Origin of the sequence: Pseudoalteromonas sp. NEC-BIFX-2020_015, from assembly GCF_012952265.1 — a bacterium.
Lineage (GTDB): Bacteria > Pseudomonadota > Gammaproteobacteria > Enterobacterales > Alteromonadaceae > Pseudoalteromonas > Pseudoalteromonas neustonica.
In genome coordinates this window covers 40,876-66,502 of record NZ_JABCJL010000022.1, presented here as the reverse complement: position 1 = coordinate 66,502, position 25,627 = coordinate 40,876, and the positions used below count along the sequence as shown (strand labels likewise).

Sequence of the window (25,627 nt, the reverse complement as noted above, 5' to 3'; positions counted from 1 at the left end):
ATGGCCACAGTTGAGAAACAGATGACCCACAGCGAACTTAAAAAGCACTTAGAACATTTATTATTTGCCGATATTGCTAACTTTTGGCTCGATCTGTATCGCCAAAAATACTTACAGTTAGTCGATGATTTAGCTGATTGGGAGTTGATCCAAAACATCCCAGAAAATGAAGATTTAGATGCATGGCTGCTGCGTCAAGCTATTGCCTTCTTGCGCCACCAAATTGAGAAAAAACAACTGAGCTTACAAAAGTTAGATGCCGGATACTCTCTCTTTATAGAACGATTAAGCCACGCTGAAATGAGTGCCGAACGCGAGTTTCATATCCTTGATTATGCAAAGCAACTCGGTGGAACACCTAAGCAATTAAGCTTAGATAAACTTGCTTTCTCACGTTGGTTTGATGAGGGAGCGGTTATTAATCGCTATCAAGATAAAGTTGCCGAAATTGAACAGACTTTAAAGTTTTTAATCGGCAAACTGGGGGATTTAAGTAATCGTTATTTAAGATCATTTTCTAACAATATTGAAAAAGCATGGCAAACATTAGATTTAGAAAGCTTCTTTTTATTGTTATTGTCAAAAACTGACAATGAACATGTAAAGAATGCACTTTATCGCGCTCTAGCTAATCAAGTTCAGCTTATCCACACCTATAACGGCGCACCAGAACTTAGCGCAAGCCTCATTGAAACTTTAGTATTGGCACTAGAGAATAGCCACACACCTCATCTAGCACGATTAGATATTTTAGAAATTTTAATCCATCAACGCCCCACTTACCTACGCGTCTATATGGAACAGTTCATTAATGATGAAACTGAGGAATCGTTAACTTACGAGATCAAGTTATTCACCTTAGCTGCATTTGCTAAAATATTAACAAGCCAAATCAAATTAACACCAACATGTGAAAGTTTGCTTTTACAACTAGCTGAACATGAGTACCCTCGTGTACGGCAAAGTGTTATTGAGCAGTCATCTAGCTACGAATTATCATTCCAAGAAGAATTATTAACTGCTCGATTAAAAGCTGAAAGCCTTGATTCAGTTCGCTTTACATTAGTAAAACAGCTTAGCCACCCTCGCTTATGCAATGATAATTTTGCATTTAATTTATGGAAGCAGTTATTAAATGCCAAAGAAAGTATAGCGATAAAACGTCTAACGCTTGAATTAACTGCACGTATTATGCTTAACCAACAACTTGAAACGGCTGAACCTGATGCGGTATTCACTGTATTCATCGAATGTTTAAACGCGCAATTAACCACAGAACCTAATATTGCAATTCGCCGTTATATAACGCGGACCAGAGAGCAACTTGTTGCCTTTCAACATCAAAATATTATGGCTGAATTAGATCAAACGTTACCGCTATCTGCAGTCTCAACACTCAAACATGAAGATATTGATGAAGAATTATTAGGGCGTTTATTAAGTCGTAAAGCCCAACAGAATGAAGCCTTTAACGTTAGTAGCCGTGGTCACTCATGGCACATTAATAATGGTTATAAATATGCGTTTCGTTTGTGGCGTTTTATGCACGAGTGGCGCAACCCAAGCTCAGATAAGCGCCAAAGCTTTAACCACAGTAAAGCACGTAAGCCATCTGCATTTATGCACATTCCAAGCTGTACCGTTGCTGAGATCAGTGCCACCGATGTACCAGGAGAACCATTATTTGATGCTGTAGAACACTCAGCTCGCCCTCACCTGCCACTTCCTGATTTTTTACTTTCGGTATTAAGCCAAGATAATTTAAAACAAGCAGCCAAAACATATACTCCAGATGGAATTTTGTGTGTCCAGCCGCCAAAGTCTTTATTTAAACGCATTAAAACTTATTTATGGTTATCTTCACACTTTGATAGCTTAGATGCTCAGCGTAAAGGTAATGACATAGAGCAAGATAATTACTTAAGAGCCTTAGAAAAGCATGGCTTTGTTTTTGAATTTAAAGCATATGGTCAGCAGTTAGGCTGTCAATTTCAGGTTGAAGAAAACATAAGTAAACTCTATAAAAAGCTCAGTATATCGCCACTGCTTGTAAACATATGGCTAAACTTTAAAGAATACCTTTACTCAATTTATCAAAACAGTATTGGCCAACTCATATTCTTTGTTATCGGTTTTATGGTTTACTTTTGGGGCCGTCATATTCATGTAAGTCAGCGTATTCGATCTGATCGTAAAGCAATCCCGGTTAGTATTGGTGGCTGGGGAACCCGTGGTAAATCAGGAACTGAGCGCTTAAAAGCAGCACTTTTTAGTAGTTTAGCACTTAAAGTAATTACCAAAACAACCGGTTGTGAGGCTACATTAATTTACGCTCGTTCAAATGGAGAGCAATTTGAGGTGCCTTTATTTCGTCCATTTGATAAAGCGAGCATTTGGGAGCAAAGTGACGTCTTACATTTCGCAAAAAATGTCAAAGCTGACGTTTTTTTATGGGAATGTATGGGCTTAACACCACGCTATGTAAAAATTTTACGTCAATGGATGCAAGATAACTTTTCAACAATAACGAATGCATACCCTGATCACGAAGACATATTAGGGCCAACAGGCATTGATGTTGCAAAAGAGATGGCCAACTTTATAGCACCAAAAAGTCAGGTTTTCACAAGTGAACAAACAATGATGCCTGTATTAGAAAAAGACGCGATAAGTAAGCAAGCCAGTCTGATCCAAGTACATTGGGGTGATGGCTACCAGATAACCCCGGATATACGTGCTTTATATCCGTATGAAGAACACCCTGATAATATTGCTTTAGTATGTAAGATGGCCGAGCATATAGGTTTAGATAAAAACTTTGTGTTTAAAGAAACTGCGCAACGTATCATTCCTGATATTGGAGTTTTACAACATTTTTGCCCAGCTCCGTTTGAAAATTTTACAATGTCTTTTATCAATAGCATGTCTGCAAATGAACGCTTGGCAACATTAGAAAACTGGCGTCGCTTAGATTTATTTAGCTTAAGCCATGATCCAAGCAAACAAACCATAGCGCTAATAAATAATCGCAATGACCGTGTAGCTCGTTCAAAAGTTTTTGCACATATTCTCGCTGAAGATCTACCATTTGATAAAATGGTCGTTATAGGCACAAATGTTGATGGTTTTTATAGTTATTACCTACAAGCATTTGAAGAACGGATAATTAGAATCATCAACAATGATGATTTACAAGAATTTGAATCGTTATGTTCACAACTTCATTGTATTAAAGATGCAGAATCATTGGCGTTAGTTTTAAGCCACGCACTTAATTTTGATTGTTCGGCTTCAATGTTCATAAATATGAAACAGTTGCAGCAATTTGATGACTGGTTAACAGTTCAAGCACTAACGCTCAGCCCACAGCAGCGGTTGAATATACACGATGTATTCAATCACTATTTAAGCTATCAAAATATTTCGCCTTTATTAACCGACTTAAAAGCGAATCAAGCTGAATTACAAAAAATACTGATTACCCTTGTCAAAACTAAGTGTGTACTTGTAGATAACCCGCAAGTTACGCCTGATGAGCTAACGTTTAAACTTTCATCTTTAGCTAGGCCATATTGTCACCAAGTTGTTATTGGCATGCAAAATATCAAAGGAGCTGGTTTAGGCTACGTATATAGCTGGCAACAGTGGCAACGCATTCACGATAGTATAACGACCTTGCTAAACCCTGATAGCACAGCAGAGCAATTTAAAAAGACGCTGACTCGTTTATCTTTAATCACAAAGTTTAGCCAGTTAGAGCATGCTTATCTACACGATTCATTGAGCCGTATAAAGCAAATGCATCATGCACAAAATGAATACAGCCAAGCTGAGCTACTTCATATTAGTGAACGTTTAGAAAACTACTCGCATCTAGAATATGAAAATACGGAGTCTGTGCAAAAAAACCGGATTACTCGCTTTGCAACTCAAGTCGCAGAGTCATTCCTTGATGCTGGAGCCGCCGTGAAGCGTAAAAAAATTGCCAATCAGGTTTATAAAGATATTGCATCAAAACGTATTACGCTTGAAAAAGCGATTGAGGTACTTGGTAAGCTCAACCGCAATCAAAAGCCTGGATGGCTGTCATTTTCTAATAGCAGTAAAAAATAACCGCTATTTCATCACCTCTACTCATGTACAAACCTTTTAGTACTAGGGTTTGTATATGCTATTAAACTTACTTACTAGCAATGTAACTTGCTAAAAATAAAGAATAAAAAAATATTATTTTTTTATTCTTTATTTTATTTTTCTAACTCACTGTTTCAAAATGATTGTTGTACTGTTGCCTGTTTTTAATCTCCATAAACGCAATAATATTCATGCTCAGCATTTGACCAACGCCATAAAATATAGCACAATAGTATCATATTAAGTTAAACATCCTGTTAACATAGTCAGATGTAATAATCTGGTAGGAGAAGAATTATGAAAAACTCAGTCTTTAAGCTTGCAGCTTTACCTTTATTACTTGCATCTAGTTTCACAATGGCTAGCACTAACTTAGTTGCTAATGGTTCATTTGAAGACACTGCTGCATTTTCTGGTTCATGGAGCCTATTAAATGAATTACCAGGATGGCAACGTTCGGCTAATGCAAATTTTGAAATTCAAACGTCTGCACTAAATATCGTAACAGCTCAAGACGGCTCTAAATACATCGAGCTTGATTCAACAGCTAACTACAGTGCATTTCAAACTCTTGCTACCGAAGAAGATCATAACTATGAAGTGAGCTTTTATTACTCAGCCCGTGTAAATGGTAATGAAACAACAAATAAAGCCGAAGTATATTGGGACGGTGAGTTACTAGATACGCTTAATGCTACAACCAAAGGCTGGACAAAATTTACTTACACTGTAAAAGCGAGTTCTACAGCAACTGAGTTAAAATTTGTTGGCGCAGGTGCATCCGATTCTGTTGGTGGATTTATTGATGATGTACAAGTAACAACATCATGTGCTTCTGGTTTATATGGCATCAATAACTTTGGCTCTAACGAAGATGGGTTTGTTTATCACTTTGATACACAAAATAATACCTACTCTACTGTTGCCGGTTTATCAAATACAGCATCAAACATTGCATCTCACAATGGCGTGTTGTACTTCATGGAACAGTTAGATAAGTCGACTAAAGAGTCTCAGGTTTTATCACTCAATCTTGCTGATAATACTCAAGCTTTAGTTACTGCAACTAATTCATACCCAATCTATCGTTCTGCAATGAATGCTGATGGCTTATCATTGCGTGCAACAAGTAAGACATACATGTACGATTTCGATATAGCGACGGGTGATAAAACAGTACTAGGCAAATTATCTTTCCCTGGTGACTCGTTTGCTGATGGTGATATTGCTTACTCTGCTGATAACAACATTCTATACGTACTAACAGGTAAAGCACTTTATACTGTTGACCAAGGTTCGTTAGCGTTATCTTTAATCGGTGAACATGGTGTTGACCAAGCGTCAGGTATCGCAATCGCCGCTGATGGTAGTATTTATGTATCTGGTCGTGTTAAAGGTGAAAATGCTAAAATCTTTATGCTGAACCAAAATACAGCTGTAGCGACATTTGTAATGGATGGCCCTTCACACGTTAATGATTTAACATTTGTTGATAGCAACTACTGCAACTAATCGCTGAATCTACTTTAAAAGCCAGTCAATGACTGGCTTTTTTGTTTCTATAAAAATACAAGTAAATACTTGTCTATACAATTTAACTTTATACGCATGTTCTTCAACGTGTAACACTTCCCCTAGTAAACCATGGTATGTATACTGATCCGCGATTGCAGCTAGGATAAGGGTGTGACTCTTACCTCTGAGTAATAACTCAGTTAGCAAACCATTACCTTAGCTGCATTACAATAATATTCACGGCCACCCGTTCAAACAGTGCCTTAAGCACGGAACGATCAAAGCAAAAATAAGGCCGTTATAACAAACATTAAGTTAGGAATTAAATATGAGTTCATTACCTAAGGCAGGTGATTTTTTAGGGCATCCTAAGGGGTTATTCCTGTTGTTCGGCACAGAAATGTGGGAACGTTTTGGTTATTATGGCATGCGTGCCATTTTGGTTCTGTATCTAGTAGCAATTGTACAAGATGGTGGCTTTGGTTGGAGTAATGCAGACGCCTTAAGCCTATACGGTACATTTACAATGGCTGTTTATATTACGCCACTGTTTGGTGGTTGGTTAGCCGATAACGTGCTTGGACAACGTAAAGCTATCGTAATTGGTGGTTTATTGATGGCTGCAGGTCATTTTACTATGGGTATTCCTCATGATATGTTGGCAGGACAAGAAGAGAATATTTTCTATCTTGGCCTTGCCTTATTATGTTTGGGTAATGGTTTATTCAAACCAAATATCTCAACTATGGTTGGTGATTTATATCAAGAAGGCGATCAACGTCGTGATGGCGCGTTCACTATCTTCTATATGGGTATTAATATTGGTGGTGCACTTGGTCCATTAGTTGCGGGTTATGCGGCAGCCTCAATGGGTTGGCAATATGGCTTCATCGTAGCCGGTATTGGTATGCTTATCTCTGTAGCAATGCAAGTTATGCTAAGCAATAAATACTTAGGCAATATCGGTGTCGAGCCGGCAGTAAAAATTGCGCAAGCACAGTCAAACTCAAACACCAAAGAGCCTCTAACTAAAGTTGAAACTGACCGTATTAAAGTTATTTTCACTATGAGTGTATTTAGTATCATTTTCTGGATGGGTTTTGAGCAAGCCGGCGGGTTAATGAACTTATTTGCAAATGATTATACTGATCGTATGCTTTTTGATTTTGAAATTCCTGCATCATGGTTCCAATCATTAAACTCTATTTTCATTATCGTTTTTGCACCTATGGTTGCTATTATTTGGTTGAAACTTGATAAGCGTGAACCTGACTCGCCAATCAAATTCGCCATTGCTTTAATTTTCTTAGCACTTGGTTTTGTGACTATGATTTTAGCTTTATTAAGCCAAGGTGAAGGTGAACCATTACAAATCAGTATGATGTGGTTAGTGTTATTCTACTTATTCCATACGTTGGGTGAGTTATGTTTATCGCCAATTGGCTTATCAATGGTAAGTAAACTGGCACCACTGCGTTTAGCATCAATGTTAATGGGTATTTGGTTCTTATGTACCGCTGTTGCCAATAAGATTGCAGGCTTTGTTGGTTCATTCTTAGGTGAAGGCGAAGAAGCTCTCGATAATGCACTAGGTATTTTCATTGGTCTTGGCGCTACAGCGGTTATTTCAGCTGTGATCATGTACTTACTAAGCGATAAGTTAGTTAAGTGGATGCACGGTGCTGAAGGTCAACATGAACCGCATACACAAGAGCATATCTTAGCTGAAGAACTTGAAGTTGTAGCTGATAAGCAGTAATCGATACGTTATAAATTTAAAAACGGCACTTACATAAGTGTCGTTTTTACTTAAGGGCAATAAAATATGAATGATGTAAATAAATAAGTACACAACCGCATCGTTATTGCCATCCCAAATAGTGTTATATCTTAAATCCACCCTGCGCGTTCATTCTCTGTGAATCATTAATAAAACCATGTAAAATAACAACTTTAATAAATAACATGGCTTTTCTATAAGCTCAAAAACAAGGGTTTATTACTTTTATAGATTATTGTGCTCTATACAGAATGCGTTTTAACCTGCATTAACCTCCCCCGAAAAGGGACTGTATCTTTTATTTTACAATTGCTCGCAAAGCTAAATAAATAGCGGCTCTTCCCCTAATCGCATTTATGGTTAATCATCTGCTGTATTAAATACAACAAGACGCAGTGCTTATTGCGGGAGAATTAAAATGAGTGAAGTAAATAACCCTTTAGGTTTAGTTGGTATCGAGTTTACTGAATACGCAACACCTGATGCAGATTACATGGATAAAGTATTTACCGATTTTGGTTTTTCAAAATTAAAGACCTTTAAAGGTAAAGATATTGTTTATTACAACCAAAACGATATTAACTTTTTACTAAATAATGAGCGCGATGGTTTCTCAGCTGAGTTCGCTAAAAGCCATGGTCCAGCAATTTGCTCAATGGGTTGGCGTGTTGAGAATGCACAAAAAGCATTTGAAACAGCAGTAGAGCGCGGTGCAAAACCAGCGACTGATTCAACGCATAAAGATTTACCATACCCTGCTATTTACGGCATTGGCGACAGCTTAATTTACTTCATTGAACAATTTGGCGATAAAGGCTCTATTTATGAGCAAGACTTTGAAGATCTAAGTGAACAAAACATTGTTGATGACAAAGGCTTTATCCGCATCGACCATTTAACTAATAATGTTTACAAAGGCACTATGGAAACATGGGCTAACTTCTACAAAAACGTATTTGGTTTTACAGAAGTTCGCTACTTTGACATTAAAGGTCAAAAAACAGCCTTGATCTCGTATGCACTTAAATCACCATGTGGCACCTTCTCTATCCCTATTAATGAAGGTAAAGGCAGTGATAACAACCAAATTGATGAATACCTTGGTGAATACAACGGCCCAGGCGTTCAGCATTTAGCGTTTCTAACTGATGACTTAGTAAGCTCGCTTGATAAACTTGATAAATCAACAATCGCGACTTTAGATATTATCCCTGAGTACTACGACACTATTTTTGACCGTGTACCGTGGGTTGCTGAAGATAAAGAAAAAATTCGCCAGCACCAAATCCTTGTTGATAGCCAAAGTGAAAATTGTTATTTACTACAAATTTTCTCTAAGAACTTATTTGGCCCAATCTTCATTGAAATGATCCAACGTGTTGATGACGGTGGCTTTGGTGAAGGTAACTTCCAAGCGTTGTTTGAATCAATCGAGCGTGACCAAGAGCGTCGCGGCGTTTTATAAACACCGTTTTTAAAATTTAAAAAGCAGCGTATTTCGCTGCTTTTTGTCGTTTCATCTGTTTTATAAATGACAATCTGATTTTCACTGTTTAAATCGCGCTATTTGTCACCATATCCCTGTAAAGCGTGACTGACTAAACCAAAGGAAATGTAATGAGTTTAATTAACGAAACCCATGATATAAATTTAACTAGCTGGGTAGCCTCAGCAAATGTTGCAAACTGCGACTTCCCTATTCAAAACTTACCGTTTGCAGAAGTACGCCGTAAAAATTCAAGCGAAGCATTTCGTGGTGCAGTTGCCATTGGCGACCAAGTTATCGACCTTGCAAAAGTAAACCAGCTAGCAATATTCAGCGGTGACGCGCAAATAGCCGTTGCAGCAGCAAGTAATGCAACGTTAAATGAATTTATGGGTTTAGGTCAGCAATACTGGTCAGCACTTCGTTTAGCACTGTCTAAAGCGCTACGTGAAGGCTCAGCAGAACAAGCTACATTAAGTGAAGCACTGATCGCACAAGCTGATATAGAATTCGCATTACCATGTCGCATTGGTGATTACACAGATTTTTATACTTCAATTTACCATGCAACTGCGGTTGGTAGCTTGTTCCGCCCTGATAACCCATTATTACCGAACTACAAATGGGTACCAATTGGTTACCATGGTCGTTCATCGTCAATCGATGTTTCAGGTCAAACTTTTCATCGCCCTAACGGCCAAACTAAAGCGCCTGATGCTGAAGTACCGTCGTTTGGCCCATGTAAACGTCTTGATTACGAGCTAGAGCTTGGTATTTACCTAGGTAAAGGCAATGACTTAGGTGATGCTATCGCGATTGAAAATGCAGAAAACCACGTATTTGGCTTCTGCGTATTTAATGATTGGTCAGCACGTGATTTACAAGCATGGGAATACCAGCCTCTTGGGCCGTTTCTTGCTAAAAACTTCGCATCAACGGTATCTCCATGGATTGTGACAACGGAAGCACTGGCGCCTTACAGAACATCATGGACACGCGATGAGAACGATCCACAGCCACTTGATTACTTAGAATCAACCCATAACCGTGAGCTTGGTGCTTTTGATATTAAAATGGATGTATTGATTGAAACGCAAAAAATGCGTGATGAAGGCCATACTCCTGCTCAAGTATCAAAATCAAGCTTTAAACACTCATACTGGACTGTGGCGCAAATGGTCACTCATCACACAGTAAATGGTTGTAACTTTATGCCTGGCGATATGCTTGGATCAGGTACACAATCTGGTCCTACCCATGAAGAAGCAGGTTCACTGCTTGAGTTATCTCGTGGCGGCAAAGAAAAAATAACACTCAGTAATGGCGAGCAACGCAGCTTTTTAGAAGATGGCGACAATGTTGTTATGCGCGGTTGGTGTGAAGCTGATGGCTTTGCACGCATTGGTTTTGGCTCAGTAGAAGGGACTATCCTTCCTGCTAAGTAATTAAATAGCCAATATTTTTAATATCAGGTTAATATAAAAAACGCTCATTTGAGCGTTTTTTTACATTTTAATTATTATAAATTACAATTTTTTTCTGGCTTTTTCAGCTCAAATTGCTATCTTAAATCGGTTAATAGCCAGTATTTATAAGCCATGTCAGTATTTATTAAGTCTTTTTATCATCGAGTTTTCCCAGCGCGACAGCTGTTGATCCGCCAAAATGGTGAGGTCAAACATGTCATATTGGCTCCTTGGTTACAAATTTGTGTCGCCCTGTCTATTTTAATTGCTTTAACTTGGCTTGCTGCATCTACACTTCAAGTTTACTCACAAACAAATAAAATTTCTGATATCGAGCAAAATCAATTATCAAAGCAACAACAATGGCAGCAGCAGCAAAGCGCCCAACAAATACAACACACCAAACAATTAGAGCAGCTGCGTATTCTTGAGCAAAAACATGCTTTGCTGCAAAGCATGATTGAGTCACTCCCAGAATCCATCAGTAAGCAAAATGATAATGTCAGTGACTCACCAATAAAAAATATTGAACAACAAAGTGATTTCCATGCACCTCTTATTGACGAAAGTGACGAAAAAAACACGTCAGTAAATAATTTAAACTCGTTGACTGTAGATCAACGTTTTGTAGCATTGACGAACAGCTATGAACGCAGTTTTTTGCAATTAGAGGTGCAAATAGAGCAACGGCAACAGCACATTCTTACAATGCTCAAAGGTGCAGGCTTAGATACCGCATTAGCCAAGCGCTTAAGTTATGCAACGCCTAAAGCAGCTCAAGGGGGGCCGTTGGATTTATTTGATGAGTCGAAAATTCCTATGCAGTTTTTAGCCATCGCAGATAAGTTACTTTCTCTCAACGCACTTGAGAATTTTTTAAACGAATTACCCCACGCCCTTCCCGCAGCCGACTATTATATCTCTAGTAGTTATGGGTTGCGTAAAGATCCTATGAATGGCCGACGTGCTTTTCACAAGGGTGTTGATTTAGCGGGTTGGCATAAAACTGAAATTTTCGCCCCTGCTGATGGTATTGTTTTACGTGCCGGGCGAAATGGTGGCTATGGCAATTTTATTGAGTTACAGCATAAAAATGGCTTTGTTACTCGTTTTGGTCACTTGCATAAAATTAAAGTAAAAAAAGGCCAAAGCATTACTAAAAATGATGTTATTGGTTTAATGGGTAGCACCGGTAGAAGTACGAGCACTCATTTACACTATGAAGTATTACTTAATGGCAAACATGTCAATCCTGTAAAAATCACAAAGGCGCTCTCTCGTGTTCGGTAAAAAAAAATCTCCTGTGGGTAATTCATCAAGCTCACATTTAAAAAGAACTAATAATACGCCGTCGATTATCTCTGAAGATGTACGGTTAACTGGTAGCTTAGTGAGCCAAGGTGAGGTCCAACTTGATGGTCGCATTGATGGTGATGTTCGTGTTAATCATCTTGTGATCGGTACTACGGGTACGGTTGAAGGAACTGTCACCGCTGAAAGCGTTATAGTCAAAGGTAAAATCTTTGGCTCACTTAACGCAAGTAAAGTCGTTATTGAAAGCTCTGCACAAGTTCATGGTGATGTCTACCAAGATACATTGAGCATTGATGCTGGTGCTATTATTGAAGGTAATTTAAAACAACGTCATGAAGCTGAAACGGTCGCATTAATTAATAATGATACTGAGTCAAAATCAGAACTGACCTCAGTTCTTAGCGAAGGCGATAACGACTTGTCGTTTTTTAATAAACAAGCCGCAGAAAAAGAATAAAACACGCTGTCTTTAAGTTATTTTTTCTCAGTTATGTACATTGTTATATCTGCGGTGAACACCAGTTCATTGCGGGTATTATAAAGCTTTACAGGTACTACTAAATCTTCTTTATCGTGCCATTGTCTTGGCATCGGTATTTCAGCAATCGCAGTCACATCGGTATCTACTTTCGCCAAGTATTTTACCGTCATGCCCTTTGGGATCCAACGATGTGTTTTGCTTGGGACTGTAGCATCAACCATAACACCAGCACACAATTCAGCCAAGTTACACTGCGCAATAGCGTGAATAGTCCCTATATGATTAAACACCTTACGACGTTTTTTAACAACCGCACTGCAATGCCCATCGCGTAATTCAAGTATGTAAGGTTTTATAGAACCAAAATACGGCGCTTTAAAACATACCGCTTTACTAAAAAGCCAGTTTCCGTATGGTAACTTTGTTACTCTTCGCCAGATTTTTAACACAGAACCACCACTCATAGCTCAATCTCTACCACTGTAAATAAAATCAAAACTAACACATCAGACCAGTTATTCAAGGTTTAATAAACTGTCATTCATTCGTTAGCAAAAAAATTATCTTTCACTGACTACGTATGTACCTATATCTCCGCTTTCTTTTTTTCAATTAAGTTCTTAGAATAGCAGCCATAAGGAGCATTCATGCCAACAACAGATCCGCGTCGCCATCTTCGTGTTATTTTAATACTCGCTTTACTGGTTGTATTTTGCCCATTAGCGATTGATATATACCTACCAGCCTTTCCAGACATTGCGCATGCACTGAGCATTGATGAGCAAAAAGTACAGTTAACTGTCGCGATTTTTATGTTAACAGTTGGTTTAGGCCAACTTATTGCAGGCCCACTTGCAGATAAATTTGGGCGTAAACCTATCGCACTCGCTGGCATTATTTTGTATGGTTTGTCATCTTTATTGGCGTATATGTCACCGAACTTTACTGTATTAATGTGTGCTCGTGCATTGCAAGGGTTTGGCGCATGTGCCACTTTTGTTGTAGCATTTGCGATTGTGCGTGACACGTATGGCAGTGCTAAAAGCGGTCAAATGATCACTTACCTCAACGGAATTGTGTGCTTTATCCCTGCCCTTGCTCCTATTTTAGGTGCTTGGTTAACCGTGCAGTTTGGTTGGCGGATGAACTTTTTATTTTTAGCCGGCTTTGCGTGCGTAGGTCTTCTATTGACGTTGCTATTTTTCAAAGAGACTCGCCCAAGTGACAGTCATTACCAGGGGCACATATTAGACATACGCCGATTTGTGCCAATTATTACCACACCTGTATTTTTCTTTAATAGCTTACTGTGCATGGTAGCAATGTCAGCTATTTTAGCATTTGTAACACTAGCGCCTGGCTGGATCATGACCGAACTTGGTGGCACAGTCGGTGATTTCACTTTTTGGTTTACGCTCAATGCGATTGTCAGTATTGTCGCCAGCTTTATTGCGCCGCTCTATATCAAGCGTCACAGCCAAAAAGCATTAAAGTTAGGGGTTAGCTTGCTAATTCTATCAGGCGTGCTGGTATTAGTGATGAGCGAGCTCAGAACGGCCTTTACTTTTATGTTACCAATTTTAATAGCTGCATTAGGCTTTGCGCTAAGTTTAGGGTCAGCTGCGGGTATGGCATTGTCACATTTTCCTAAGCAAGCAGGCACTGCATCAGCATTAATTGGTCTAATGCAAATGAGTGGCGCTGGGTTACTAGTGATGCTTACGCAAGTACTGCCATTTAATGCCCCTGAGTTTATTGCTTTTCATCTACTGTTGTTACTGCCATTGTGGGTAGTATTGCTCAGTAAAAAAGCACATATTTACCACCCTACTCAAACGGCGCAACCATAATGCTGGTTAACTATGAATTTTTGTTATCTTTCTTGGCAGCCAGTTTTTTAATTGCAGTAGCGCCAGGGCCATCAAATGCATTTTTAATGGCACAAACATTCGCAAATGGCCGCGCTGCAGGCTTGCAAAGTGCATTTGGGTTTGCCTTAGGTGGTGTTGCTCATACTCTATTTGCTGTTGCAGGGTTAACTGCCATTTTAAAAGCCTCTGAAACCGCATATGCAACGGTACAATATGCTGGTGCCGCCTACCTTTGCTACCTTGGTATTATGATGCTTAAAAGCACCTTCAGTAATGCAACTGAAAACAGTGATGATAAGCCCAAAGTCAGTAATAAGGCACAAAACGTTATGTTTCAAGCTATGATGACCGAAGTGCTAAACCCTAAAGTGGCGCTCTTTTTTATTGCGTTTATACCTCAGTTTGTTGATACGAGTTTATCAACGTCGACTACTTTTCAATTAGCATTTTTTGGTTTGCTTTACCCTCTTTTTGCTTTTCCAATCGACTGCACATATATTTATTTTGGCGATAAGATAGCAAACTACTTTCGCGATCATCCGCAAAGTCAAATTTGGATTGACCGCATAACAGGCGTCGTATTTATTGCACTGGCAATTAATCTATTAATGTAATAAAAATAAGAGTCAACATGGAACAAAAACAACAAACACTCCCAGCTCGTAAAAATATTGCGCTCGTTGCCCACGATGGAAAAAAAGCAGCGCTGCAAGCATGGTGCAGCAAACACAAGGATGACTTAAGTAGGCATACTTTGTATGGTACTGGCACCACTGGTCACTTAATTGAGCGTAATACAGGGCTTGAGGTTATCAAGCTATTAAGTGGCCCGATGGGGGGCGATCAACAGCTTGGCGCTAAAATAGCTGAACATGAAATTCATATGTTGATTTTCTTTTGGGATCCGTTGGCCTCTCAGCCCCATGACCCTGATGTTAAAGCCTTGCTACGTCTAGCTGCGGTATGGAATATTCCGGTGGCGTGTAATGAAGTCAGTGCTGATATGATATTAAGCTCGTCGTTAATGCACAGCGAGCTTGAGCGTACCTTGCCAGATTACGAAAAATACCTCGCAACCCGACAAGTTAATTTATAAGTTAAACTATATACCCAAGCCACCTCAAGATACGAGTTTCAGTTGGAATTAAAAGCGATTTAGGCAAGGCATTGATTGCAAATAATGGCTGTTCCCTTGTTAAAATCAATAACGCAGTATAAATCGCTTTTAAACCAACCCGCAGGGCATTTCACAGGCACTTACTCTCATCGTTGTTACTTCTTAAAAGGGACTGCCATTGTTGCAAAGTAACGCCTTGATATTAAGCCCCTGTGAAACGCTGAATTCTGCATCTTGAGGTGGCTTGGGTATAAGCTAAGTCTGCCTACTTATAAATTATATTAGCCCACTTGGTTAAACCAGCGGTGACACTACCAAAGTGATCACCGTTCACCATTTTTATATCGCCTAAGTGTTGTTGCAAGGCCGCTTTAATTAAGGGTGATTGTGCGCTACCACCAGTCAAATAAATAACATCTGGTGGTACACCCGCATCGCTAATTGCTTGCTTTGCTAAGGTCACTATTTGGCTGATTGAATCATCAACCGCCAGCGCTAGCTCATTGGTGCTTATTAATTTAATTAACTGCGGCGATAAAAAGCCCAAATCACACTCAAATGTAGCTTGCGAAGACAATGCAATTTTAGCAGCCTCCCCTTGCTGAACAAGTTGGTGACCTTGCTTGTTCTGCTGTAGCGTAATTAAACGTTTGAATAAGTCAGGTTCACTTACATCACGCAGCTGCGTTAATAACTCGCGGGTATGTGATTGCGCATAAAACTGACTTTGCAAGTTCACATCATTAATTTTACACGCTTGCCAAAATGCCTGATTAGGTAAAGGTAAGCCTGACTTAAACGTAGTACCTAAACCTAGTAATGGCATAAGTGCGTGGTAGCTCAGTGCAATGTCTAAATCATTACCACCAACACGTTTACCTGTATGCGCTAAAAAGTCACTATCACGATCATTATTATTACGAAAGCTTGGGCCCATTTGCACAAACGAGCAATCACTGGTCCCCCCGCCAATATCAATAACCAAAACTTTTTGGTCTTCGGTTAGGTCACTTTCATAATCAATCCCAGCTGCCAGTGGTTCGTATAAAAAAGCCACGTCTTGAAAGCCTGCTCGTTTAGCTGCGCGCTCTAAAATGCCAATGGCTTGCTTATTTGACTCTTCCCCGCCCACTGCTTGAAAGTTCACAGGGCGACCTATAACGGTGTGTGTTAGTTGTTTTTGTAACGACGCTTCAGCACGCTGTTTTATTTTTAAAATCATCGCAGTCGCAATGTCTTCAAAAAAGTTAATTTGCCCTTGCTTTAAACCTGTAGCCCCAAAAAATGATTTAGGTGATTTAACAAAATAGCCTTCTTCAGGAAATTGTACATATTCACTAATGGCTTCACGACCGATAAATAAACTTTCATCGCCAGGGACAAGATCTAAATCTGATTTAATGCGAGGCATCGTGTTAAGCAGCGCTTGGCGCTGAATTCTAAAGTCGCTTTCGTAAGCGGTGCCAGTTAAATGTTGTGCAACAAAATCAACGACTAATGCACTATGGTGCGTATATAAGGTTGAGGGTAGGTAAAACTTACCTTGCTCTAAGGGTACTAACTCAACTGTATTTTGAGCATTCATTACACCCATTGCGCAATTAGAACTACCATAATCAAAACCAACTACCATTATTTCACCGTTACTCACATCAAAAGGCCGCGCAATTTAGCACATTTAGTGATTTTTTGAAACGTTATTCAGGTGTGCGTACTCTTAAAAAACTCGCAAAACGAGGGAGCCCGTGCTTGGTAAAACCGTGATAACGGTAAGTAATTGTTACGCCTAATGCTGGTGGTATTCGTCTTTGTGCATCGCTAAATCCAGTGCCTATTGTAAACTCTAATCCATCACTATTTTTAACCCGCAAAGCGCCTAACATGCCCTGATACTTACCCTTACCTGGTAAGTGAGCAATAACCATGGCCTCATTATCAAAATACGGTTTGAGTTTTAATAACGAAGACGATCGACCATCACGGTGTTTTGCACTGGCTAAATGAAGCATAACGCCTTCAGCACCTTGCTGTACGGTGCGCTCAAAATACGCAGTAAGGGTTTCATTTGATGTAAACTGATGTTGTTTTACTGCGACAATGTGGGGCTGATTTATATTACTGACTAGTCGCTGATAATTTTGATAACGGACATTGAAAGGATTTACTTTATCTGGCATATCAAAGACACGATAACTGACCTTTCGCCAGTCATCATCATTTGGTTTTATAGTGCGTACAATGCCACTGAGTGAGGCAAAGTCTTGGTGTTTAGTCCAAAGTTCGCCATCTAACCACACGTTTGGTAATACATCCACAAACCAATGTGGCGCATTAATAGTGTTACCATTACGCGTTACAAATTGATTACCAGTCCAAATGGCTCTAACACCATCAAACTTTTCACTTACTAAATAGCGCGATACAGCAATATCATTATTTGCATCATATACATTAGCAAGCTGCACGTGAGGAGTGGTCGTTGATAACAACGTTTTAATCGCGTTTTTATCGTCATTTGCAGCTATGTTAACTTGACTGAAAACAAGTACACATAACAATAACGCGTTATAAATCCTTTTATTCATCACGGTATCCTTACAGGGTTGATACCTACACTATAGTTTAATCTGTACCCATTGCCATAGTTGCTGAAGATTTTCAAACCGTACAGTTGCTTTGCTCAAGTCATGGTTAAGCGTATGCTTATTGGGTATAGCCATGACACGAACTTGCGCATTATATGCAGCAGTAACCCCCGTGTGAGTATCTTCAATTGCAATGGCATTTTGCGCCGTAATATTAAGTGTGTTTAAAGCAAGTAAATAAGGATCAGCAGCAGGCTTAGGGTTAACAACATCATCTTTAGTCACCACACAATCAAATAATGTATAAAAGCCGTACCCTTTAAGAATAGGTAATGCCTCAGCGCGGGCACTGCCTGTTACGAGTGCCATTTTTAAACCACTTTGCTTTACAGCCAGTAAAACTTCTTTTGCATAGGGCATCAAAGGCGGTAAATGGTTTGATACAAATTCACTAAAGTAATCATATTTAGCTTTCGCCAGCGCTTTAGGAGTTATATCCAACTGATAATGCGCCACCACTTCTTTTGCGGCCTCTAATGTTGCCTTACCAGAAAAACGTTGACAAAATTCGTCTTCTTCGTAGCAAATACCATACTTGGCTAATACATCATTCCAACAATTAAAATGCACGCTTTCTGAATCAACTAGCGTGCCATCCATGTCAAATAAAACAGCCTTTAAAGTCATCCTCATTCCTTTATTTTTAATTATAAAAAAAGGCGCACATGGCACCTTTTATAATATATATTATTGCGTTAAACCCGCTGGTGGCTCTGCAAACGCTTCTGCGCCAGTCTCAACATCAACCAGCTCATAACCTCGCTCTTTTCTGATAACTTTTAATACCGGCTTTTCAAACGCTGTTTTAAGACGCGTTGCATCATCTTGCAATGCCTCTAACGTGTTACCAAATGGCGCTGCACCCGTTTCAGACCAGTTTGTTACTTTACCGTTTAGGTTGTATTCCACTTCGTGTATTTGATATTGCGCAGCATCGTCTTTTGTTGCTTCACAAAAAATAACTCGGTAATTCCAAAATCCAGCCATCACTATTCTCTTTAATTAAAAAATCTATACACATTACTTTAGCAGCAAAGCTTTTCAATATAAACGAAAAAACCCGCTAAGAAGCGGGCTTTATAATCAGATTACTAAAAGCTTAGAAAAACTTAACTTTAAATTCAGCGCCAATGTAACGCTCTTCATTAACCATACCTGTGTTGTTATTGAAGTCGACAGCACCGATTGCTTGTTGCTCATTAAACATATTACGAACGAATCCTGAAACTTCGTATTCATAATCGCCTTCTGACCAGTTATAACCAGCGCGTAGGCCCGTTTCTAACAATGCTTTACCTTCAAACTCAACTGACTCATATAAGAAAAAGTCAATTTTGCTACGGTACGAAACGTCGGCATATGCAAAGAAGTCACCATCAGCAAGTTCTTTCGTATAACGTAACGTTATGTTAGAAATCCACTCTGGTGCATGCGGTAAGTTATTGCCATCTAAAATTGCACGATCCTCAGGACCAAATGGGCCTGGTACTTGGAAAGTAGGATCAGTAACAGTGCATTGCCCACACACAGCAACAGCTAAATCGTTATCATCAAGTTCAGTTTTATTGTAACTTAAATTGAATGTAGCATTTAACTCATCTGTTAATACCCACTCTGTATCCAGCTCAAAACCGTAACCAGTCGTTTTATCAGCATTAATCAAGCGATTAAAGTTTGCACCACCACCAACAGCAGTTAATTGTTGATCATCCATTTGGAAATAGAAGATAGTTGCGTTAACACGACCACGGCCATCTAGCACATCAGACTTAATACCTGTTTCATAAGATGTCACAGTTTCTGATTTAGCAACAGTCACTTCATTACCAAATAAGATACGACCTTGTACGCTTGGTGCACGAAAACTGTTAGCAATACGCGTATACCAGTTAACATCATCATTCACTTTATAGCTTGTTGAAATATCCCAGCTGATATGATCATCATTTAAATCTTCAGTTAAAGATAACGCACCGCCACCAATTGGGCTTACAGTACGATTTGCAGAGAATTGTTTATCGTCATCTGAATAACGAAGGCCAGCAGTAACTTTTAAGTCATCTGAAATAGTGTAGTCAACAGAACCAAACACAGCCCATGCTTTAGTGTCTTGTTGTTGTAATACATAGCCATTTAACTTGCCATTTGCAGACGTGTCAAAGCTGTAGTTTTCAATAGTCAGTGCTTCATCAAAATAGAACACACCTACTTGGTAATTTACATCACCTGAAAAGTTACTCGATAAGCGAAGTTCTTGAGTATATTGATCATGATCAGGAATACCATCAGCACTTTCTGAGCTAAAAGGTATAAAACCAGGGCCCATTGGCGCGTCTTGACCATCAACTTTATAGCCACCGTAACCGCCGTCGATGTCTGCACGAGAGAAAATCTCTGCACTTTCCCATGCTGAGATAGACGTAATAGTATGATTAGCAAGGTCCCACTCAAGCTTTAAGCTTGCACCTTGAGATTCTACATGCTGAACAGCACGTGATACTGCATCTTGATAAATCACATCATGTTCGTAATTATCAACAAGCTCATTTGAGCCTTTTTCAATAACATTGGCGCGAAAAGCAATTGGTGAACCAATCATGTCGCGTACATGGTAGTTAAATAAACCAGTAAAGTCGTCGCCTTCATATAAAAACTGAATACGCGCTGCTTTATCAGTGTAACCGCCAAGGACATCTTTTTGTTCAAAACCAGGTGCACGATTATCGATATAATCGTCTTTATTTTGCCAAAGTACTGAAACTCGTGTTGATAAGCGATCTGTTAATGACCCACCTACTGCACCTTCAAAATCAACAGCACCAAGACTACCGTAAGAAACTGAGCCATAGCCATCAAATTCTTGACCTGGTTTTACTGTGTCGAACTTAACAAGGCCCGCCGGTGTATTACGACCAAACAAAGTACCTTGAGGACCACGTAAAACTTCTACGCGCGCCACATCAAAAACAGGAAAGCCTTTTAAAATAGCATTTTCTTGCACAACCTCATCAACAACTAACGAAACAGGTTGTGAAGCATTTAAATCAAAATCGGTATTACCTAAGCCACGAACATAAAAGCGTGGGAATGAACGACCAAATGAAGACTCAATTGATAAGCTTGGAATTTTCGCATTCATAAAACGAATGTCCATACCTGCAGAGCTGTAGGCATCTAAGCTGTCACCTTGTAACGCAGAAACAGCAACAGGGACTTCCTGTGCATTTTCTACACGCTTACGCGCGGTGATTTGAATAACTTCTAATTGGTTGTTTTTCTCAGCAGCTGGCGTTTGCTCAGCAGCAAGAGTTGAAAATGAAGTACCTGCTACAGCAGAGAACAACGTTGCATTAATTAGGGTTGCTAACGTAGATCTTTTCATTGCTTTCATGTCGGGGTTTAACCTTTTGTATGCACTCTTGTTCAACGGTTGGGGTGTTGCGCCAAATTCACTCGGCGGGCTCGGCCAATTTTTCGCGCCTTGCAGTAAGCTGCGCGGACCTCTTTGTCGAGAGTGCAAAACGAAGTAAAGAGGCTGAACGAACGCTGAAGATTATAACACTGCATGACAGTTTTGCTGCATAAATATGTACAATAAGATAAAGTTTTTACAACAAATACCGACAAGTTAAGCGAACTTAGGACACTTTATGCAATTATTTTTATTTTATGCGGACATATGTCCTATCAACTATCGAGTTAAAAATTGTAGGGAATCCCCATAGATCTATTTAATAACTATTTGCATTGTAAATTTAGGTACGCATTATTTACGCTGAATACGATTTGATTTATCCTTACTTCCTCTATACCAATAATTGAAGTGTGCATATTTTAAGTTATAGATTAATGAGGACTTTAGTTTCGATATACCCAAGCCTCCTCAAGATACGAGCGTCGTTGGAATTAAAAGCGATTTAGGCAAGGAATTGATTGCAAATAATGGCTGCTCCCTTTTTAAAATCAATCTCTTATAAAAGTAACGCAGTATAAATCCCTTTAAACCAACCCACTAGGCGCTTACTCTCATCGTTGTTACTTCTTAAAAGGGGCTGCCATTGTTGCAAAGTAACGCCTTGATATTAAGCCCCTGTGAAACGCTGAATTATGCATCTTGAGGTGGCTTGGGTATAAAATGCGATAAAAACACTTTTCAGGTTGGCTGAATTAATACCAACCTGAAAAGGGATATACCCAAGCCACCTCAAGATGCGAGTTTCAGTTGGAATTAAAAGCGATTTAGGCAAGGCATTGATTGCAAGTAATAGTGGTTCTATTGTTAAAATCAATAACGCAGTATAAATCGCTTTTAAACCAACCCGTTGGGCGTTTCACAGGGACTTACTCTCATCGTTGTTCCTTCTTAAAAGGGATTGCCATTGTTGCAAAGTAACGCCTTGATATTAAGCCCCTGTGAAACGCTGAATTCTACATCTTGAGGTGGCTTGGGTATATATTATTTATAATTTAAACTCGCCAACTAACCCGTTGAGTTTTTGCGACATCTCACTTAACTGCTCACTTGATTGATGTGTATGCTTTGCACCTAATTCAGTTTGCTCTGCAATCGCTGATATCTCTGTAATATTGCTACCTATGCTGGTCATTGCGTTTTGTTGATCATTCGTTGCTAATGCAATGTCTTCGCTTATTGTAAATAAAACATGCACAGCTTCGTCTATTTGCTGTAATGTTTGTGTACACTCGTGACTCACAGATAACCCATATTGTGTTGCAGAATGGGCTTGTTGCATTTGCTCAACGGTTAACCCCACTCTTGCTTGAAGTTGCTCAATCATTAGTTGAATACTCCCTGTCGACTCTTGAGTACGTTTAGCGAGCGTTCTTACTTCATCAGCAACAACCGCAAAACCACGACCTTGATCACCCGCTCTCGCGGCTTCAATTGCTGCATTTAATGCTAATAAGTTAGTTTGTTCTGCCACCTGTCTAATGACATTCAAAATATCACCAATTTGCTCTGATGCTGTTTGCAACTCTAATACAGCCAATTGTGCTTGCTCAACATTGCCTGCAACTTGTGTAATGGAGTTAAAATTATCCTCAACATGTTTCAAGCCCTGTTTGCTGAGCAACTCAACATCTTTTGTCGTTTGTAAACTCAACGCTGTTTGTTGAGTGATTGAATGAGCTTGTGTGCTTAGTGATGCTATATTATTTGCAACCTGAACGGTTTGTTCTTTTTGTTCTGCAATACCCACTTGTATTTGACTCGTCACACATGCTAATTCTTCAGCCTGTGAGGCAAGTGTACTGGTGTTGCCATTAATCACACTTAACACATCTTTGAAGTCATTATTCATATTGTTAAAGGCGCACGCCATGATTGAGAGCTCATCTTTACCATCGCTTTTTAAACTAATTGTGAGATCTTTATTTGCAGCAATTTCACTCATTGAATAAGTTAGCTTAGCAAGCGGTTTAGTAATATTTCGGGCTATGTATAAACCCAATAAAACCAGAACCACTATAGAACCAAATGTACTTATCAAACTTATTTTGAGTTGTTCATTAAACTCCTCTTCAATATCATCTAAGTAAATACCTGTAGCAATAGCCCATTGCCCACTACCTAAACGTTTTACAAATGAAGTTTTTTGTTCAAGTTCTACAGATCCTGGTTTTGGCCATTGATAATAGACAAAGCCCTGGTTATACAGGCGAGCCATTTGTACAAATTGCGTAAATGCAGATGCAATAAAAGGCTTTTCATGTGTAGTCATCGATAAATCATTTAATTGTGGTTTTATGGGATGCATAACCATCTTACCGCTAAGATCAAACAAGAAAAAATAACCACTTTGCCCGTAACTTGCTTGTTTAACTAAACGCTTAATTTCATCATTACGTGCTTGTTCAGTAAGCTCAAAATTACTCTCAAGAGCTTTAAATTGACTTTCTATACTATCAACTAATAATTGAGCACTATTCTTACGCTCAATGAGCATACGGTCTTTTAAATCATAGGCATTGTGTATTTGTAAAATCAAAATAATTAAGCTGGCAAAAATAATTATGAGACGAAGTTTAGCGGATACTTTTAAGTTATTTAAACAGTTGGTTAGCAGTTTCATGGGTATTCCGGATTAATGACGACACAGAGTAAAAACTCTCATTAAGCACGCAATTGTACCCTTTTATAGAACATTTAATATAGACGCATAGCCTTTTAGCAACCTTAAAATATAAACAGTGGCTTAACGTATTGATAATAATTATCTTTTACAGTGGCATTAATTGTAAAGAAATGTAACTGAAAGAGGAACATTGCGAATTCCTCTTTTTGTTAATAAGATGAATTAGGTTTATAAAGAGCGCTTACGCATTAGTGCGATTTCCCCATCAATATGAATATCACGTTGTGGAAATGAAATGGTTACTTCATGCTCTGCAAATATTTTATAAATACTAAAACGAATATCACTTCGGACTTGACGCAGCATACTCTCAGATTCAGCACAAACCCAAAAAATAGCATTAAAAACAAGTGAACTATCAGCAAAGTCATCAAGTAAAACTGATGAACTTGGGGCAGGTAATATCGCTGAATGTTCTTTTAAAACTTGTTTTATTAGCCGTTCAACGAGTAATACATCCGAACCGTACGCAACACCAACACTGACTGAAGAGCGCGCGTTGCGATCAATTAACGTCCAATTGGTTACCGTGTTTTCCAAAAGCTGGCTGTTAGGGATCAGCATATGCACACCATCGTTACGGCGAATTCGCGTAGAGCGGGTATTTATGGTTTCAACAACGCCTTTTGCATCTCCGACTTCTAAAAAATCACCTATACGAATTGGGCGTTCCCACATTAATATCCAGCCACTAATAAAGTTATTAATAATATTTTGTGCACCAAAACCCACACCAATGGCAATGGCACCAGAGACAAAAGCAAATGCGGTAAGCGGAATGTTAAGTACTTCGAGCGAGGTAAAAATTAAAATCGCGATACTTAGCACTAAATAAATACGCGTAAATAAAAGCACCGCATCGGGGCTCATTTTTCGCGCTAACAAGGTTTTTTTAATAAGTCGTCCGATGCGTGTTACCAAAAACCACATTGCAAAAATAATCAGTGGCACTTGAATAACTTTCGCCACTGTAATATTGACCTCTCCGTAGCTAAAAAGCACAAAAGATAAGTAATGATAAATTTGTTCTAAAGTCATACGGCTTCCGCAAAAAATAATAAATGTGTTCAGTGTTCGCTAAGTTTAGCACGTCATAATGAGTTTTAAGGAGAAGTTAAATGCGCACAACGCACTTTATGAACAAATTATTAACATTTACTCATAGTCAGTGCTATATAAATAATAATAGCTTTAATGAGTACCAGGAGAAATTAATGTCACAATTAACCTTAAATCAAAAATTAGCCACTTTGCAGCCACTCGTTGATATGAACTTATTTGAATCGAGCCTTGAGTACCGCAATAAAATTTTATGTTTATTGGCCGAACAAGAAAATACGCTAAATTTAATTAATAAAGAATTTGGCCACGAACAACCACCCAGCTTTAGTAGCGAAAAAAAGTTTGTATTAGGTTACAACTAATTTTGCCACACACAGTGTCTTTTCCATCCAGTCCAACCTAATTGCCGCTTTATTGTTACATCGATAATAAAGTGGTTCTTTTATTTTGACTTTTTTATCTACAAAACGTGCTTTTTGCGCTCAATCCCCCCGTTAAATCGATAAACTTGATTGTATATACATGAAAATTTGTTAACTTATGGAAGTTAAATACCCAAGTCACCTTAAAATTCAGAATTTAGGTGATTTTGGTATAC

The 25,627-nt window shown here is 38.9% G+C and carries 19 protein-coding genes; 11 read left to right on the top strand and 8 right to left on the bottom strand.

What is annotated here, in order from left to right:
* The 7 genes from HH219_RS15685 (at position 1) to HH219_RS15655 (ending at position 12,152) form a co-directional block, all read left to right on the top strand.
* A complete protein-coding gene (locus tag HH219_RS15685; RefSeq protein ID WP_249118537.1) occupies positions 1-4,113 on the top strand; it encodes a poly-gamma-glutamate synthase PgsB in 4,113 nt (1,370 codons plus the stop codon).
* Between the two features lie 318 nt (positions 4,114-4,431).
* Entirely contained in the window at positions 4,432-5,646 is a 1,215-nt protein-coding gene (locus HH219_RS15680; RefSeq protein ID WP_152960586.1) for a DUF642 domain-containing protein, read from the top strand.
* A gap of 331 nt (positions 5,647-5,977) precedes the next feature.
* Complete coding sequence (locus HH219_RS15675) at positions 5,978-7,408, top strand: peptide MFS transporter (protein WP_054453295.1); 1,431 nt, start codon at positions 5,978-5,980, stop codon at positions 7,406-7,408.
* Between the two features lie 439 nt (positions 7,409-7,847).
* Positions 7,848-8,894 (top strand): 4-hydroxyphenylpyruvate dioxygenase, encoded by a 1,047-nt coding sequence (hppD, locus tag HH219_RS15670; RefSeq protein ID WP_054205112.1) that lies wholly within the window; start codon positions 7,848-7,850, stop codon positions 8,892-8,894.
* 152 nt (positions 8,895-9,046) lie between these two features.
* Entirely contained in the window at positions 9,047-10,360 is a 1,314-nt protein-coding gene (gene fahA, locus HH219_RS15665; RefSeq protein ID WP_169328009.1) for a fumarylacetoacetase, read from the top strand.
* 153 nt (positions 10,361-10,513) lie between these two features.
* Positions 10,514-11,671, top strand: coding sequence for a M23 family metallopeptidase (locus HH219_RS15660; protein ID WP_169328008.1), 1,158 nt, complete (start codon positions 10,514-10,516; stop codon positions 11,669-11,671).
* The gene (locus HH219_RS15655) at positions 11,661-12,152 is read left to right on the top strand and encodes a polymer-forming cytoskeletal protein (RefSeq protein ID WP_054205109.1); all 492 of its coding nucleotides are present in this window, start codon (positions 11,661-11,663) and stop codon (positions 12,150-12,152) included. The genes HH219_RS15660 and HH219_RS15655 overlap by 11 nt, the downstream gene beginning before the upstream one ends.
* 17 nt (positions 12,153-12,169) lie before the next feature.
* Here HH219_RS15655 and HH219_RS15650 read toward each other — a convergent pair whose 3' ends face one another.
* A complete protein-coding gene (locus HH219_RS15650) occupies positions 12,170-12,640 on the bottom strand; it encodes a hotdog fold domain-containing protein (RefSeq protein ID WP_054205108.1) in 471 nt (156 codons plus the stop codon).
* A 183-nt stretch (positions 12,641-12,823) separates the two neighbouring features.
* Between HH219_RS15650 and HH219_RS15645 the strand changes: the two genes are divergently transcribed.
* Genes HH219_RS15645 through HH219_RS15635 form a run of 3 tightly spaced genes read left to right on the top strand, consistent with a single transcriptional unit; the run spans position 12,824 to position 15,143 of the window.
* Positions 12,824-14,026: a multidrug effflux MFS transporter gene (locus HH219_RS15645; RefSeq protein ID WP_054205107.1), complete on the top strand. Its 1,203-nt coding sequence runs from the start codon at positions 12,824-12,826 to the stop codon at positions 14,024-14,026.
* Between the two features lie 2 nt (positions 14,027-14,028).
* Positions 14,029-14,661 carry a LysE family translocator gene (locus tag HH219_RS15640; RefSeq protein WP_054205201.1) on the top strand — a complete coding sequence of 211 codons (633 nt, stop codon included), beginning with the start codon at positions 14,029-14,031 and terminating at the stop codon, positions 14,659-14,661.
* A gap of 17 nt (positions 14,662-14,678) precedes the next feature.
* On the top strand, positions 14,679-15,143 hold the full coding sequence (locus HH219_RS15635; RefSeq protein ID WP_054205106.1) for a methylglyoxal synthase: 465 nt from the start codon (positions 14,679-14,681) through the stop codon (positions 15,141-15,143).
* Between the two features lie 286 nt (positions 15,144-15,429).
* On the opposite strand, the gene yegD is transcribed toward HH219_RS15635, so the two are convergent.
* The 7 genes from yegD to HH219_RS15600 form a co-directional block, all read right to left on the bottom strand.
* Positions 15,430-16,797 (bottom strand): molecular chaperone, encoded by a 1,368-nt coding sequence (gene yegD, locus HH219_RS15630; RefSeq protein WP_054205105.1) that lies wholly within the window; start codon positions 16,795-16,797, stop codon positions 15,430-15,432.
* Positions 16,798-16,861: 64 nt separating this feature from the next.
* Complete coding sequence (locus tag HH219_RS15625) at positions 16,862-17,749, bottom strand: DNA ligase (RefSeq protein ID WP_169328007.1); 888 nt, start codon at positions 17,747-17,749, stop codon at positions 16,862-16,864.
* Between the two features lie 30 nt (positions 17,750-17,779).
* Positions 17,780-18,436: an HAD family phosphatase gene (locus tag HH219_RS15620; RefSeq protein ID WP_169328006.1), complete on the bottom strand. Its 657-nt coding sequence runs from the start codon at positions 18,434-18,436 to the stop codon at positions 17,780-17,782.
* Between the two features lie 60 nt (positions 18,437-18,496).
* Complete coding sequence (locus HH219_RS15615; protein WP_054205103.1) at positions 18,497-18,796, bottom strand: hypothetical protein; 300 nt, start codon at positions 18,794-18,796, stop codon at positions 18,497-18,499.
* A 112-nt stretch (positions 18,797-18,908) separates the two neighbouring features.
* Positions 18,909-21,200, bottom strand: coding sequence for a TonB-dependent receptor (locus HH219_RS15610; RefSeq protein ID WP_054205102.1), 2,292 nt, complete (start codon positions 21,198-21,200; stop codon positions 18,909-18,911).
* 1,069 nt (positions 21,201-22,269) lie between these two features.
* Positions 22,270-23,904 (bottom strand): methyl-accepting chemotaxis protein, encoded by a 1,635-nt coding sequence (locus HH219_RS15605; RefSeq protein WP_169328005.1) that lies wholly within the window; start codon positions 23,902-23,904, stop codon positions 22,270-22,272.
* Positions 23,905-24,135: 231 nt separating this feature from the next.
* Positions 24,136-25,005: a mechanosensitive ion channel domain-containing protein gene (locus HH219_RS15600; RefSeq protein WP_054205100.1), complete on the bottom strand. Its 870-nt coding sequence runs from the start codon at positions 25,003-25,005 to the stop codon at positions 24,136-24,138.
* A gap of 176 nt (positions 25,006-25,181) precedes the next feature.
* On the opposite strand from HH219_RS15600, the gene HH219_RS15595 reads away from it, so the two are divergent.
* Positions 25,182-25,391 carry a hypothetical protein gene (locus HH219_RS15595; RefSeq protein ID WP_169328004.1) on the top strand — a complete coding sequence of 70 codons (210 nt, stop codon included), beginning with the start codon at positions 25,182-25,184 and terminating at the stop codon, positions 25,389-25,391.
* Positions 25,392-25,627 lie beyond the last annotated feature (236 nt).

Coding starts and splice junctions, on each gene's coding strand:
- HH219_RS15685 (WP_249118537.1), top strand. CDS start 1: ATGGCCACAGTTGAGAAACAGATGACCCACAGCGAACTTAAAAAGCAC.
- HH219_RS15680 (WP_152960586.1), top strand. CDS start 4,432: ATGAAAAACTCAGTCTTTAAGCTTGCAGCTTTACCTTTATTACTTGCA.
- HH219_RS15675 (WP_054453295.1), top strand. CDS start 5,978: ATGAGTTCATTACCTAAGGCAGGTGATTTTTTAGGGCATCCTAAGGGG.
- hppD (WP_054205112.1), top strand. CDS start 7,848: ATGAGTGAAGTAAATAACCCTTTAGGTTTAGTTGGTATCGAGTTTACT.
- fahA (WP_169328009.1), top strand. CDS start 9,047: ATGAGTTTAATTAACGAAACCCATGATATAAATTTAACTAGCTGGGTA.
- HH219_RS15660 (WP_169328008.1), top strand. CDS start 10,514: ATGTCAGTATTTATTAAGTCTTTTTATCATCGAGTTTTCCCAGCGCGA.
- HH219_RS15650 (WP_054205108.1), bottom strand. CDS start 12,640: ATGAGTGGTGGTTCTGTGTTAAAAATCTGGCGAAGAGTAACAAAGTTA.
- HH219_RS15645 (WP_054205107.1), top strand. CDS start 12,824: ATGCCAACAACAGATCCGCGTCGCCATCTTCGTGTTATTTTAATACTC.
- HH219_RS15635 (WP_054205106.1), top strand. CDS start 14,679: ATGGAACAAAAACAACAAACACTCCCAGCTCGTAAAAATATTGCGCTC.
- yegD (WP_054205105.1), bottom strand. CDS start 16,797: ATGGTAGTTGGTTTTGATTATGGTAGTTCTAATTGCGCAATGGGTGTA.
- HH219_RS15625 (WP_169328007.1), bottom strand. CDS start 17,749: ATGAATAAAAGGATTTATAACGCGTTATTGTTATGTGTACTTGTTTTC.
- HH219_RS15620 (WP_169328006.1), bottom strand. CDS start 18,436: ATGACTTTAAAGGCTGTTTTATTTGACATGGATGGCACGCTAGTTGAT.
- HH219_RS15615 (WP_054205103.1), bottom strand. CDS start 18,796: ATGGCTGGATTTTGGAATTACCGAGTTATTTTTTGTGAAGCAACAAAA.
- HH219_RS15610 (WP_054205102.1), bottom strand. CDS start 21,200: ATGAAAGCAATGAAAAGATCTACGTTAGCAACCCTAATTAATGCAACG.
- HH219_RS15605 (WP_169328005.1), bottom strand. CDS start 23,904: ATGAAACTGCTAACCAACTGTTTAAATAACTTAAAAGTATCCGCTAAA.
- HH219_RS15600 (WP_054205100.1), bottom strand. CDS start 25,005: ATGACTTTAGAACAAATTTATCATTACTTATCTTTTGTGCTTTTTAGC.
- HH219_RS15595 (WP_169328004.1), top strand. CDS start 25,182: ATGTCACAATTAACCTTAAATCAAAAATTAGCCACTTTGCAGCCACTC.